At 42.2% G+C, this 13,427-nt stretch carries 11 protein-coding genes; 10 read left to right on the forward strand and 1 reads right to left on the reverse strand.

Features of this window, described 5'->3' with window-relative positions:
- The first annotated feature begins 34 nt into the window (after positions 1-34).
- From scpB to IYN84_RS01870, 3 genes are all read left to right on the forward strand, one after another.
- Positions 35-1,168 carry an SMC-Scp complex subunit ScpB gene (gene scpB, locus IYN84_RS01860; protein WP_196137465.1) on the forward strand — a complete coding sequence of 378 codons (1,134 nt, stop codon included), beginning with the start codon at positions 35-37 and terminating at the stop codon, positions 1,166-1,168.
- 89 nt (positions 1,169-1,257) lie between these two features.
- Complete coding sequence (gene rluB, locus IYN84_RS01865) at positions 1,258-2,085, forward strand: 23S rRNA pseudouridine(2605) synthase RluB (RefSeq protein WP_196137466.1); 828 nt, start codon at positions 1,258-1,260, stop codon at positions 2,083-2,085.
- A gap of 31 nt (positions 2,086-2,116) precedes the next feature.
- Positions 2,117-2,710, forward strand: a complete 594-nt coding sequence (locus IYN84_RS01870) for a hypothetical protein (protein ID WP_196137467.1) — start codon at positions 2,117-2,119, stop codon at positions 2,708-2,710.
- A 325-nt stretch (positions 2,711-3,035) separates the two neighbouring features.
- Here the strand turns inward: IYN84_RS01870 and IYN84_RS01875 are convergent, their stop codons facing one another.
- Positions 3,036-3,887 carry a 6-carboxytetrahydropterin synthase gene (locus IYN84_RS01875; protein ID WP_196137468.1) on the reverse strand — a complete coding sequence of 284 codons (852 nt, stop codon included), beginning with the start codon at positions 3,885-3,887 and terminating at the stop codon, positions 3,036-3,038.
- A 126-nt stretch (positions 3,888-4,013) separates the two neighbouring features.
- On the opposite strand from IYN84_RS01875, the gene IYN84_RS01880 reads away from it, so the two are divergent.
- The 7 genes from IYN84_RS01880 (at position 4,014) to IYN84_RS01910 (ending at position 13,416) form a co-directional block, all read left to right on the forward strand.
- Positions 4,014-5,024, forward strand: a complete 1,011-nt coding sequence (locus IYN84_RS01880; protein WP_196137469.1) for an adenosine kinase — start codon at positions 4,014-4,016, stop codon at positions 5,022-5,024.
- Between the two features lie 97 nt (positions 5,025-5,121).
- Positions 5,122-5,592, forward strand: coding sequence for a phosphohistidine phosphatase SixA (sixA, locus tag IYN84_RS01885; protein ID WP_196137470.1), 471 nt, complete (start codon positions 5,122-5,124; stop codon positions 5,590-5,592).
- A 44-nt stretch (positions 5,593-5,636) separates the two neighbouring features.
- The gene (locus tag IYN84_RS01890) at positions 5,637-6,392 is read left to right on the forward strand and encodes a 1-acyl-sn-glycerol-3-phosphate acyltransferase (RefSeq protein WP_196137471.1); all 756 of its coding nucleotides are present in this window, start codon (positions 5,637-5,639) and stop codon (positions 6,390-6,392) included.
- Positions 6,389-7,318 (forward strand): 50S ribosomal protein L3 N(5)-glutamine methyltransferase, encoded by a 930-nt coding sequence (gene prmB, locus IYN84_RS01895; protein WP_196137472.1) that lies wholly within the window; start codon positions 6,389-6,391, stop codon positions 7,316-7,318. Before IYN84_RS01890 ends, prmB begins: the two co-directional genes overlap by 4 nt.
- Positions 7,319-8,041: 723 nt before the next feature.
- Complete coding sequence (locus tag IYN84_RS01900; RefSeq protein ID WP_196137473.1) at positions 8,042-9,085, forward strand: BTAD domain-containing putative transcriptional regulator; 1,044 nt, start codon at positions 8,042-8,044, stop codon at positions 9,083-9,085.
- Between the two features lie 369 nt (positions 9,086-9,454).
- The gene (locus IYN84_RS01905) at positions 9,455-9,778 is read left to right on the forward strand and encodes a hypothetical protein (RefSeq protein ID WP_196137474.1); all 324 of its coding nucleotides are present in this window, start codon (positions 9,455-9,457) and stop codon (positions 9,776-9,778) included.
- 14 nt (positions 9,779-9,792) lie between these two features.
- Positions 9,793-13,416, forward strand: coding sequence for a papain-like cysteine protease family protein (locus IYN84_RS01910; protein WP_196137475.1), 3,624 nt, complete (start codon positions 9,793-9,795; stop codon positions 13,414-13,416).
- Positions 13,417-13,427: the final 11 nt, after the last annotated feature.

A 13,427-nucleotide genomic window follows, 5' to 3' on the forward strand; every position in this document is an offset into this window, starting at 1 on the left:
ATTATTAGAAGTGAATTAATAGAGCAACTTGTCTATGCAAATTGATGATAACAAGCTAAAAAATATTCTTGAAGCCGCATTGATGGCTGTGGGTAAGCCAATGAGCATGGAGCAGCTAATGAAGCTGTTTACCGATGAAGAGCGACCGTCTGCTAGTCGAGTAAAAGATGCATTGGAGCAGTTGCAGCAAGATTGTGAAGGTCGGGGTATTGAATTAAAAGAAGTGGCAACCGGCTATCGTTATCAGGCAAGACAGGATTACTCAGAGTGGTTGAGCCGTCTGTGGGAAGAAAGAGCACCAAAATACTCACGTGCTTATTTGGAAACATTAGCACTGATCGCTTATCGTCAGCCGGTTACTCGCGCGGAAATTGAAGAAGTTCGTGGCGTTAGCGTGAGCAGTAATATTATTAGAGCGATGTTGGAAAGAGAGTGGATCCGTGTTGTCGGTCATCGTGATGTCCCCGGCCGTCCATCTCTTTACGCAACAACCAAACAGTTTCTCGATTACTTCAATATGAAAAGCCTTGAAGAGCTTCCTTCTTTGGCGGAAATAAGGGATCTGGAAGATTTAAATCCGGAGCTGGAATTGGGCGATCCTGGTATCATTAGTAGCGATGAAACAGAAAATAGAGTCGAAGAAGGTGATGGACTTGAGGGTGATGAGCTTGAGGGTGATGAAAGGAACATAAGTGTTGATTCTCTGGAATCTGAAGAGCCTGAATTAGAACAGAATGAATCTGAAGAGTTCGAATCAGATGAGCAGGATACTTTTGACCTGTCAGAAAATTCGGCGGTCAATGAAGATTTTGAGTCTGAAGTTACCCAGGATTTCATTGAGTCAAGCTTGAGCTCTGTGGAGAACTCTGACCTGAATGATGTTGAGTCGGATCTTTCTGGCTTTGAAAGCGAAAGCGCAAACGAAATAAATAATCATACAGCTAACCCCGATAACTCTGTTGAGTCGTTAACAGTTTCATTGGAGCAGTCTGAATCTGCATCTAATGAAATGGCTACCGCTGAACTGAGTGATAATGGAGAAAATTCCGAATCATCCATGGTTGAAGAAAGCATCGAAGAAATGTTGCATTCCAATATGGATGAAGGGCAAGCTGAACCATCTACTGTCGAAGCTGGCGAAGATAGTGAGCAAGCGCGAGAACGCTAGTCTATTCTTTGTTTGAAGTTAATTTAGCTATTCTATGTATTTACCTGTCGTAAGTTATAGGTAAATCTTTCTCATAATTGGTCATTTCTATGAAAGACGAAAAACTGCAAAAAATAATCGCCAACGCCGGACTGACGTCTCGAAGAGACGCTGAGCGATGGATTGAAGCCGGTCGCGTCAGTGTTAACGGTAGTATCGCTGAGTTGGGCGACCGAGCAAGTGATAAAGATAAAATTCGAGTTGATGGCAAGATACTGCGGACCACTCCGAGAGAAGAGTTTCAACGACGAATGTTAGCTTATCACAAGCCAGAAGGAGAAATCTGTTCGCGGAAAGATCCAGAAGGCAGACCTACAATTTTTGATAATTTACCCAGCATTAAAAATGGTCGCTGGATTAATGTAGGACGACTGGATATTAATACCAGCGGCTTGATTTTTTTTACCAATGACGGTGAGCTGGCTAATCGATTGATGCATCCTTCAAATCAGTTGATTCGTAAGTATGCTTCAAGAGTCAGAGGCGAAATTGACGACGCAGTATTGAAAAGACTTTCTCGAGGTGTTGAGCTGGAAGACGGTATAGCAAAGTTTGAAACGATCCATGATGCAGGTGGAGAAGGCAGCAACCACTGGTATCATGTTTCCATACGAGAAGGCAGAAACCGAGAAGTGAGACGGATTTGGGAGTCTGAAGGAATTCAGGTTTCGAGATTACATAGAATTCAATATGGTCCTTTTGAACTGGAGCGTTCACTCAAACGTGGGCGATGGAAAGAATTAGAACCGAAAGAGTTGGGCGTTTTTGAGGAATTGGTTGGTCTGAAGAAAACCGTTGTCGCAAAAACACTTAATCAGAATGCTCAGAAGCGACAGGTCAAGAAAAGATTAAAGGCGAGAAAGATTCGTCGTAAATAGATAATGAATTGATATTGAAAATTGGTAAACTATGTTTAAGAAAGCTCGTATATTAAAGGGATTATTTACTGCAGTTTTGTGCGTTGCGTTATCAAGTTGTGGAGATTTCCCCGATTACCGTTACGATCAATCTCAGGAATACTGTGTACTTAGCTTTCCATTTGCGGGAGGAATTTTTGACCGCAAATACGTGGGTTATTTTAATATTACTTCCACTCTTCAGTATCTGGATTCAGATCCAATGATGTCGATCTTTATTGGTGAACCTTCACATATTGAGCTTGAGCCTGGTAGTGTCCATACGGTAGAGATTGCGGATAAGAAATATCACCCTGAATTCCATCGTAATTATCTTCAAGCCGAGTTGCAGTATTGGGGGCCAGCATTTACTTTTAACTCGGAACAAACAGAAGAAATTTATGCCGCATTGAGAGAAGGCTATGACTTGACTATTTATGGCCGTCTTGAAGTCGGCGCTCAATATGAAACAGAAATCTATAATTTCTTTTTCGACAGCGATGATGCGCCTTTTCGAGCTTGCGTGAATAGGTTGTTGTCTGATGAAGATATAAAGACTCTTATCGAGCAGCGTGCTAGCGACAATAAGCAAGAATCCGAAAAATGATGATAAAAATAATCTGAATCATAACTGACGATTAACTCTCCATTGATATAAACATTTAAATTTTAAGGCTGGATAAATAATGCTAATAGTTATGGAAGTTAAAAGAGAACCTGGAGTAAAACGAAAGCTGGGGAGTGAATTGCTACGATTAACGTATTTGTCTCTTATCAAGGCAAATTTCATTTTTTTGACATGAACTTGTTTACTGTATCTGCCTACCCTGGATTTAGCTAAGTAATTCTCCAGGGTATTCTCTGCAAAACTCCTGACAAAGGACGATTCAAAGGACTATTTGATACCGTCAGCGTCAAACTATTTTAATTGCTTAGCGCTCTGCAATAGCGCCTTTGTCCACGCCTTCATAGGCCTTAACTGTAAAAGTTGATTTCGGTGCTTGAGACTTTAAGTAACTGCCCAGATAGTCCGCAATCAACTCTACAGTCGTATCTGATTGAATTAGGTGACAGCGCTCTTGCGGAATGGTGAGTTGAAACATTCCCTGATTAGCATGGTACTGAAAAACATAATATTCCTTACTATCGATTTGTTGTTTTTCAACTACATCTTCCTCGGTAGCCAGGTAGATATCCCGCCACATATCCGCGATATGTTGGCTCCACTTCTCAGAGTAATTGCCATTTTCCCAAACCTGTATTTTTGACCGATGACCATGAGCAATTCTTTGGCAATCGCCAAAGTGCTTTTTGAGTCCGTGAGCATAGTGATAATAGGCTCGGTTAATGTTTTCCTCTCGAAGATTGAGCTTTAACTCGGTTACATTACTAGGAAGAATTTTCATTATGTCCGTTTTGATGGTGTCAGCGATTGACTGCGGAGTAATCTGCTCGTCATCAATCAGACAAACCGCTTGATGCGGGCTAATATGTCCATAGTGATCATCATTTTCGGTCCTTAATTGTAAGGTCAGCTCTTGTGGAGTAGCTATTTGAGAAACGTGCGGATGCTGAATAGGTACTAAAAATTTATGATCAACCAGCTCATCTACACATGATTTGATACGCTTCTTGACATAGCTAAAATCAAATAGCATACCCTCGTCATTTAACTCGCCGAAAAGCTCGACGTCCAAAATAAGGCTTTCTCCAACTATTCCTCGCAGCGGATGAAAGTATGCGAAATCTATAACGGTTAAATTATCGACAAAAAGGGCTTGCATGAAAGGTTTTGATTAAATTTCTACTGGTTTGTGCAATTTTAGCACACTATTCTGGTAGAATTCTCCCACTTCTAAAATAGATGAATTATTGTTGGTAAATGGACTAACCGGGTTACAGAGGAATTTATGAGCAGAAAATACCACATTTATGGCATAGGCAACGCGCTGGTTGATTTTGAAATAGAGACGACTCCAGATGAATTGGCCGAGTTAGGTGTTGAAAAAGGAGTAATGACCTTAATCGAAGAAGAGCGTCAACAAGAGTTATCCAGGGCTTTCCATGGAAAACACCACTCCCGGGCTTGTGGCGGTTCGGCAGCCAATACCATCATTGGTGCTCAAACTCTGGGCTCACAGTGCTTCTACTCATGTAAAGTAGCAAATGACGAAACAGGGAATTTTTATCGGGACGACTTGATTCAACATGGGGTTCACAGCAACCTCTCCACCGAATCCCTGGCGGAAGGTAAAACCGGGAAGTGCCTGGTGATGATTACCGCTGATGCTGATCGAACAATGAATACCTTTCTAGGCATTACCGGAGATATTGGTTTCGAGCAAATCAACGAAGATGCCTTGGTGAATTCCGACTATCTGTACGTAGAAGGATATCTAGCTAGCTCTCCGGTAGCTGTTGACGCGGTATTAAAAGCCAAATCTTTGGCTAAGGCGAATCAGGTTAAAGTAGCTTTTTCATTGTCTGATCCCAATATGGTAAAGTTTTGTCGTGAAGGGCTGGAGAAAATGATTGGTGAAGGCGTCGATATTCTATTCTGTAATTATGATGAAGCTACTCAATATTCTGGTACCGAAAGTCTTGAGGAAGCAGTCAAAGTGCTCAGCCTATTAGCCAAAACAGTGGTAATAACTCTGGGGCCAGACGGAGCCATGATTGTTGACGGGGAAAGTCATATCAAAGTTGAAGGGAATCCCGTAGAAGCGATTGACACCAATGGGGCTGGAGACTTGTTCGCAGGAAGTTTTTTACATGCGATTGGTCAGAGAATGCCTCTGGAATCTGCCGGCAAATTGGCTAGTTTCGCTTCATCCCAACTGGTTACCCAGTTTGGACCGAGGTTAACGGATAGTAAGCTGGCGATCGTTAAAGCATTTGCCAAAGAACTTCAACAGAGTTAACTATTACCGGATTACCATTGGCAAATAGCATCTGAAACAGGCAGGGACACGAACCGTTTGGCATGCTGATTGAAAATTCTTTTCCTGGAGGATAAAAATGTCTGGGCTGAATACATTGTGGATTATGCGGCATGGTTTGGCCGCTTCAGAATTTGAATCTGATTTTAATCGTGCCTTGTCTCCTGTCGGAGAAAAGCAGGCGGAAGATATCGGGCAACAGTTTTTGGCTAATGGAGAAAATCTACCAGAAAGAATGTTGGTAAGTCCATTTAGACGAACCCAGGAAACGGCGACTATCATTCATAAAAAAATTGGTCTGGAACAAGCTTTTGAAACAGAAGAAATGCTTGTTCATTTCGCAGACCATCAAGTTCTGGGCGACTATCTGCTGACACTTGAAGAGACTAATGTGATGATTGTGAGCCATATGCCTATTGTTGCTCGTTTGACCCAATATTTGGTTCCTGGCTGTGATATTTTCGGCTTTCAAACTGCTCAGTTGGTGCGTATTGATTTTGATAGCACCGGCGAAAGTCGAGTTGCCCGAGTCTATCTACCAAAAGATTAAACGAGAATTTATAAGTTGCCATAGAAGTTTAAGGCTTAGAAAGAATGAGAGCTAAGAAAGCGAGTAAACTCAGATTTTACTGGATCGCGTTTATGACCGGTGTTTATACTTTTTGGTATTGTTCCAAAGTAGTTACCGGTTCATTTATATTAAAAAATTTTCGCCCTTTTGTAACGCGTCAAATGATTGCCTGGTCAAAGCACTTGCTCGGCTTGATTCAAGTGAGAGTTAAGGTTTTTGGAAGAGATAATCTGAAGGAAAACCTTGAGCGACCGATTATTGTTATGTGCAATCATAGTAGTCTATATGATATACCCATTAGCGCGGTTGCTTTAAATACCAATATTAGAATGTTGGCCAAGAAAGAGCTCTTCAAGATTCCTGTTTTCTCGGCAGCTTTACGCCGGGGAGAGTTTGTATCTATTGACCGACACAACCGTGAGCAATCACTAAAAGATCTGGCTAATGCAAAACAAAAAATGCTAGATGGTATTATTCTATGGGTAGCCCCTGAAGGAACCAGATCTAAAGATGGTCAACTCGCAGAATTTAAAAAAGGGGGATTTCATTTAGCGTTAGAAACTCGCGCTTTAATTGTGCCAATAGTTGTCAAAGATATTCATAAGGTTCAAGCGGGAAATGATTTAACCCTTTATCTAAATCAAACTATCGAGGTTGAAGTTTGTGAACCGGTAGATGTCGCTGACTATAATAAAGATTCCAGAGCTGAGCTGGTTGAAACAGTTAGAACCCGAATGTTGGATGCTTTGAGCCATTCAAAACTGGAGAACGAACAATGACGAAAGAAGTAAGCGGTTTAGAAGAAATTCTGGTTAATGAAGCTATTGCAGACTTGTCCAGTATTCAAGATTTTATCCGTTGGGGGTATGCGAGATTTAACCAGGCCGAGCTTTTTTATGGGCACGGTACTGATAATCCTTGGGACGAAGCTGTTTCTCTGGTTTTACAAACTCTGGAATTGCCGGATGACACACCGGATGCGATTTTACAGTCGCGATTGACCACTAGTGAAAAACGTGAGTTGGCTAATCGAATTGCTAAGCGGATTAATGAGAAAAAGCCTCTGGCCTATATTACCAATAAAGCTTATTTTTGTGGAAATGAATACTACGTCGATGAACGTGTTCTGGTTCCTCGGTCGCCGATCGCTGAATTGATAGAACGTCACTTTACACCCTTTGTATTACCCGAGAAAGTCCAAAGTATTCTTGATCTTTGTACGGGGTCTGGTTGTATTGCTATTGCTTGTGCGCAGCACTTCCCCGACGCAATTGTCGATGGCAGCGATATTTCTGCTGATTGTTTGCAAGTCGCAGAAATAAATCGTCAAAGATTTGAGCAGGACAATGTCGCTTTTTATCAATCTGACCTTTTTGAGAATATTCCTGAAAAAAAATATGACATCATAGTTTCCAACCCACCCTATGTTGATGAAGAAGATTATGACGAAATACCTGAAGAATTCATTGCTGAGCCAAAACTTGGGCTTGTTTCTGGCTTTGATGGATTAGATATTACCCGAAATATTCTTTCCGAGGCCAAAAATTACCTAACTGATGGGGGCATCTTGATAGTGGAAGTCGGAAATAGTGCTGCAGCTCTGGATGCAGCCTATCCCGAAGTACCCTTTACCTGGCTGGAGTTTGAAAGAGGCGGGCTGGGCGTTTTCTTGCTAACAAAAGAACAACTTGAGGAATATTTTTAGATATAGTGATTACTATAATCACTAAGAAACAGTTCTAATCTCACTATTGCATATTCGAACCTCGCTCTTTTTTCGACATGAATTTTTGTATCCTATATAAATTGCGAGGCTTGTTATCATCTAATAACAATGATGGAATATCTATTTAGAATAATAAAAGGCAGATAGAGATAACAACTGATAAAAGAGCAGCTTAAAAGTAAAATGAGATGTAATTGAAATTAATTATTATCCTGCTGAGATATTGAATGTTTATGGCTTGTTTTCTCCAGAACTCTTTGTTATAAAAATTGTTCTGTCTTTAGACTTTGTATTAGTCACATCAGCTTGTAATAAAAGAGCAAAATAAAAATCATAAAGTGTACACTTTCTAAAGCAGCCAGGCACTGCATCAAAGATAATGCAATTGCACCATGTATCTTGGAGTAAGATGTTCGGAGCCATTATTGAGTTCGTTAGAATAATTATGGAATATGGTGTTTATCAAGGAAGATAAGTTACACAAGTCCTCTTGGAGCAGTTTATCTCCTTTTCAGAAAAAGTTACCGTAATCAAATTACCAGAATAATTATCAGAATTAAGTAGTTGCAAGCGGTTTTAAGGTGACGCCCGAGTTTTCGTTCTGGCGGAGGAAGTATTTTTTTATCGCAACGAAATAAGCTTTCAGGGGAAGAAGATTGTAGTAGTAGTCAGTTATATCATGAAAATTAAATGGACTGAAAAATGCTTCAAATACAATTATTCGGAACTCTTTCCATCCAATATGCTCGCGCAGATGGAAGTCATCAAGCACTACTGTTAACTAGTAAACTGGCTAATATGTTCGCATTTTTATCTCTTTATCGTGGTCGTTATTTCAGCCGGGACGAACTTGTCGCCGAGTTATGGGATGATTTATGTGGTAATACAGTCAGTCAGGGTGCCTTCAATACTATCTTGTGGCGTTTAAGAAAAAATATTGAAAAACAGCATTTTAGAAATGGTGAATTATTTGAGCGCGATGGCAGAGGGTTTATCTGTTTCCGAAAAGAAGCGAATGTTTACCTTGATATTGAAGAATTCAAGCAAAAGGCCAAAGCCGCTAGTGGACGACCTGTTAATCAATTAACTGAGCAAGATATTGCGAGTCTAAACAGGGCTATTACTTTATATCAAGCCGATATACTCGGTAACTTTACCGCTGAGTGGGCAATTCGTGAGCGAGAAAAGTTGCGCAGAATATATTTTAGTGTTTTAGCAAGGCTTATTGAATACTCCAGATTATGTGGTGACTTCGATCTAAGCATTAGTTATGCGCAAATGGTTTTGGACAGCGAGCCTTTAAGAGAAGATGTTCATCGTGAACTTATGGAATTATATGAATTGAGTGGTCAGCGGGCACTTGCTTTAAAGCAATTTGAAACTTGCCGGAATTTATTGCGCAAGGAACTTGCGATCCCTCCAATGCAGCAAACAATGAAATTATATCAATCAATTACCAACACAGCATTGCACCCGGAAGTTAATGCTAACTCGAGTCACACTTCTAAACTGTTAAATAGTTTTAGTACCTGTCTTGAGCGCGAAGATTCTGCGCTAGAAAAATTTGATGTGCTCAGCGTAAACACTGCAGAACAAAGCGAAGGTTATTCTCAATTCAACTCTCAGTTTAACTCTCAAACTAAATCACAATCCAGAAAGCTTATGCAGAGTGCTCGTGAGCACCTGGCTATCGCAGATGAGCAATTGAAATCAGGTCTTGAGCTTTTAGATGTCGATTTCAACTAACTGAAATTGATCTGTAAGAAATTTGAATATTATATTCAACTCCTTGATTTTAAAATTAAAAACCATCTTTCTTCTGGCTTCTAACCAGCAGATAACTAGCCGTTTTCGTCGAACTACTCTCCGGACATTGCTACGACTTTCATAGTTTTGAATCCTTTTGCTACCAACTTTATTTCAAAAAAGAAGACTTTGAAATAGACCTAGCCCTCAGCTACATGGGGTGTCTGCTTCGCCATTTTTATCTCTCATCTCAATAGAATCACGCACTAATTTATCACTTAGCTGATTTTGTGATGCTCGTGTGATGCCCATGTGACTATCGTGTGATGTCCAGGGAGGATACTAAAGATAACCAAGAGATCCAAAACGATGGCATTAACCGACGAAAAATCAGCCTCTTTTATCATTCGAGTTTGGCGCGAAGGTGGACAGTCCTCTGGAGAGAAAGCTGAATGGCGAGGCTCCATCGAACAGATAGAAACAGGTGAGAAAAGTTATTTTTGTGAATTAGGAAAAATCCCAAAGTTTATGAAACCTTTTATTGAAGCGATTGGAATATCCACTCCGGAAAGCTTCTGGGAAGTAATTACTGATTCAGATATGAATATTTTGACTGAAGAAGAGCTGCAGGCTGATGCCGGTAAATATTCTCAGTTAGATAAACCGAATTTAAATAAAAGTAGCCAAAAGTAATGGCGGGAGGAATCATGCCACAGATTCGACCAAACCGTGAGTCTATCGATGACCGGTTTAGCGTTCTCGGTTTTACCGTAAGAACTGAAAATCCCTTATTCGAAGTTGGAGTAGCCACCGATCCTATTTTATTCAACCCGGAAAACAGAGCGCTTAGAAATCGTAATAATTTCTATTCGAGTCGTGCCGCCGGGATTTTAAGAGCGAATCGCGGTGAGGCGGTCTACCTGCTACCTCCCAAGGTTATGTCCAATTTCATTGGAAACCAGCGGCTGTATTTTGGATTGGCTACCTATTCCGAAAACACTCAGGAGCGGCCCTCTCATATACAAGTTCCAACTAGCGGAAATATGTATGTGGGAATTGCAGGGCTTACTGGAAAAGGTCTTCAAAGGCTAGTTAACAAATACTCACCACCTGGATATATACATCCTAATGGACAGGGCGGTAATGGGCATACAGGCCTTGAATGGGGGGGGGATAGAGCCCTTTCTGGAGTGCCAACCAATGGCGGACAAGCCTCTGCATCCAGAGATGATCAGATAAGAGTGCGAGGAAATGTTGAAGCGCCAGTATATGATGATGGTTTTGGACCACTTCCTTCGGTTGAACCTGCTTCACCAGAGGTAAACAATGCTGCAAATTCAAACGGTGGTAACGGCTCGGCCGTTGTAAACCCTATTGAAGTGAACAACTCAGCTAGTGTGGACGCTTCAAATGTCGATACCACTCTTCCGAACTCATCAGTTCAAAATGGAGCCAACTCAGAAGGCATTGCCGGCTCCGCTAATACCAGTCAGCCCTTAGAGTTGATAGAGCCCTTTTATGACCCGCAAGATCCAATTTCGGCACTCACCTGTCAGGATAATGCGTTCAGTGCGGAGGCTGAAGAGTGGTTTGCCGGGGTACCTAATACGCAGTTGTTTCCCCATTCAGCCATTTGTCAGTTAAGAATGACGGCACCGGATGGTAAGCGTTATCGTGGCACTGGCTTTTATATTAGTAACAACAGAATTTTAACTTGTGCGCACAATCTTAATGGAATGTCTTCGGTCACCATAATACCTGGCAGAAATGGTGAATCCAGCAAGCCATTCGGGGAAACTACAGTCCAATCATCCTCTTGGAGAATAGCTCCAAATTACAGTGGTTCTGGGGACTGGGCAAATGATTTGGCAGTTATTGATAATGTTCCACTAACAGCACCAAATGGTCATTATTTTGAGTTCTTACACCAGACACCCTCCAACAGAATGCGAGTTATTGTCTGTGGCTACTCATCAAGTTCACGTGTGCTTCCCGAAATGAGACGTGCCATTGATGGTCATAAGCAACATTTACATGGTGGACTGGTTCATGGGCAAAGTGCGCCACAAGTGATTGAATATCCAATCCTGACTTTAAGGGGCGCAAGTGGCTCGCCTGTTTACAAAATTGATCATGCAAGCGGTCAACCCAAAGCATTAATTACTGCAGTTCATGTTACTGGTGAGCCGGCGAGTGATGGATTGAATAGAGGCTGTTTTTTAACGCCTTCTAAAATTGACTGGATTGAGGGACGAGCTCAGTCATTCTCTCTAGGTGCCGAAGCAAGCAGCAACACGAGCTTTCGTAATGATATGAACCTGCCTTGTGGACAACGAGTTCCTCAGGGAGCTGGTCATAGTCAGGCCATGGCCATTCCTCTAGATCCCGGGCAGGGCGGGCGCTCAATTGGTCTCGATGCATTGCAACAAGGCGATATTATTGTTACCACTGCGCGACATCCGGTGTCCTACGCTATCCGAGTAGGTACACTATCAGCTGTTAGCCACGCTATGCTGTATGTCGGCAATGGAAACATTATAGAAGCGGTCGGAGATGGCGTAAGAGAAATTCCGCTTGCGCAAGCGATTGAAGGCGCACTTATTGCCGTTGCCTATCGTGATCCCAGAGTTAACCCAGGCATTGCTTCACAGATTGCGAACTATGCGCGGACTCGAGTCGGAAATCCTTATAATTATGCAGGTGTTGCCTATGTTGGCTATAGCATTCTCAACCCCGGAAAATCAGCATTAATAAATGCTATAGCGGACAGGCTGGGTATTCGAATTGGTCAAGCGGGGGCAACCTATTGTTCTGAGCTGGTTTTTGATGCATACGAACAGGCGAATGTTTCGCTTGGCGTAAGACCATCAACAAGTACACCCGACGATATTGTCGATTTGTTTCAGGATAAACTGAACTACGTTGGGCATCTTCTAGCGGCGGATGTACCCTTTGGTATTCCGTTGTCGCTAGGACAAGAGTCGAGCCGCTTTTCTGCGCGCGGACAAAACTATCAAGCTCAATCTTTTTCAAATTCCAGCTTTGCCGTTCATTGGGATACGGTTCCATTCCAGGCACAAAGTAGTAATCGCTCCTGTTGGGCTGCCTGTGCTGCAATGATTGTAGGTTGGCGTGACAGCATATCAATTCCTGACAGTGAAATTGCTGCCAAGGTTCCTGTTATTGATGCTTATAAAAATGGACTTTGGCCGAGAGAGCGGCAAGTACTTGCGGATAGTTGGAATCTGGTTGCTGAAGCTCCTGCATCGTACACTATTGAGGCGTGGCGCCATATGTTGGAATCATATGGCCCGCTTTATGTAGATATGAATTTTTCTCCCAATAGTGGTGGACATGCTCGCGTGTTAGTCGGTATGGAGAGTGATGGTGCGGCCGATGGATCGGATACCACCATGTTTATGTATGATCCCTGGCCGGGCTCTAAAGGTAAACTTAAACTCAGTTTTGCAGATTTCCTAAACCTTTACGAAGGGCGTACTGATAATTCCGGAGGATATCTTGAGTATCAAATTCTTCACGCTGCAGCAATTCCCGGTGGATTACAGCCGGCTCTAGCTTCAGCATTTAGCGCTCAGTCTGATGGTCAGACAAACGGACAAAACATCCAGTCCAATCAAGAGCTATCACAGAATTACAGTCCAAATCTCGAGCAAGCAGCACATCAAAACCAAAATTCATCGAGCTCTCTCGCGCCAAAAAATAATAGTCAACTACAGCAACAAGAGCCTGTGCTCGCTCCATCACCTGAGCCAATTAGCCAGCAGCCAATCCAAGGGCAAATTGTTAAAGCGATGGATGGTGGTGCGACGGTCGCAATAGCTTCTGTAGTTGCTGGTGCAGCGATGGAAAGGATCGTGAACAACCAGGGAGATATTACCTGGGAATTAGATCAGCTTCGCGGAATGAAACATCCAAATGATACAGCCCCAACGCCAATGCCTGGAGCACATAATGGAGAAGTTATTCGTCTGACGGATTGGCCGGAAGTTGTAAACCTTGCTGGAGATCAAATTAGTGCTGGTTTCGAAATTAACTGGCAATACAACGGAAAAAGTGTCGGTAACGTTTTGATTAGCAATGTAGCAACTAATGATGCGATAGGTTGGGGTTTAACCGTTAAGGCCAAAATTATGGATGACAACATTGTTTATCCACAAAACGCGCCTGAATTTGCAGCATTGCGGATCAGATTCGAGTATCGGTTTACCCGAGCTATTGGTAGTGACCACATCGCAATTAGAGACGTGCACCTGTTTGGTAACGGACGATATAACATTAGCGGTCGATGGGAACAGGCTGATACGCTTTAAGTAGGAACCAG

This window comes from Aliikangiella sp. G2MR2-5 (assembly GCF_015687155.1).
In the GTDB taxonomy this organism is placed as follows: domain Bacteria; phylum Pseudomonadota; class Gammaproteobacteria; order Enterobacterales; family Kangiellaceae; genus Aliikangiella.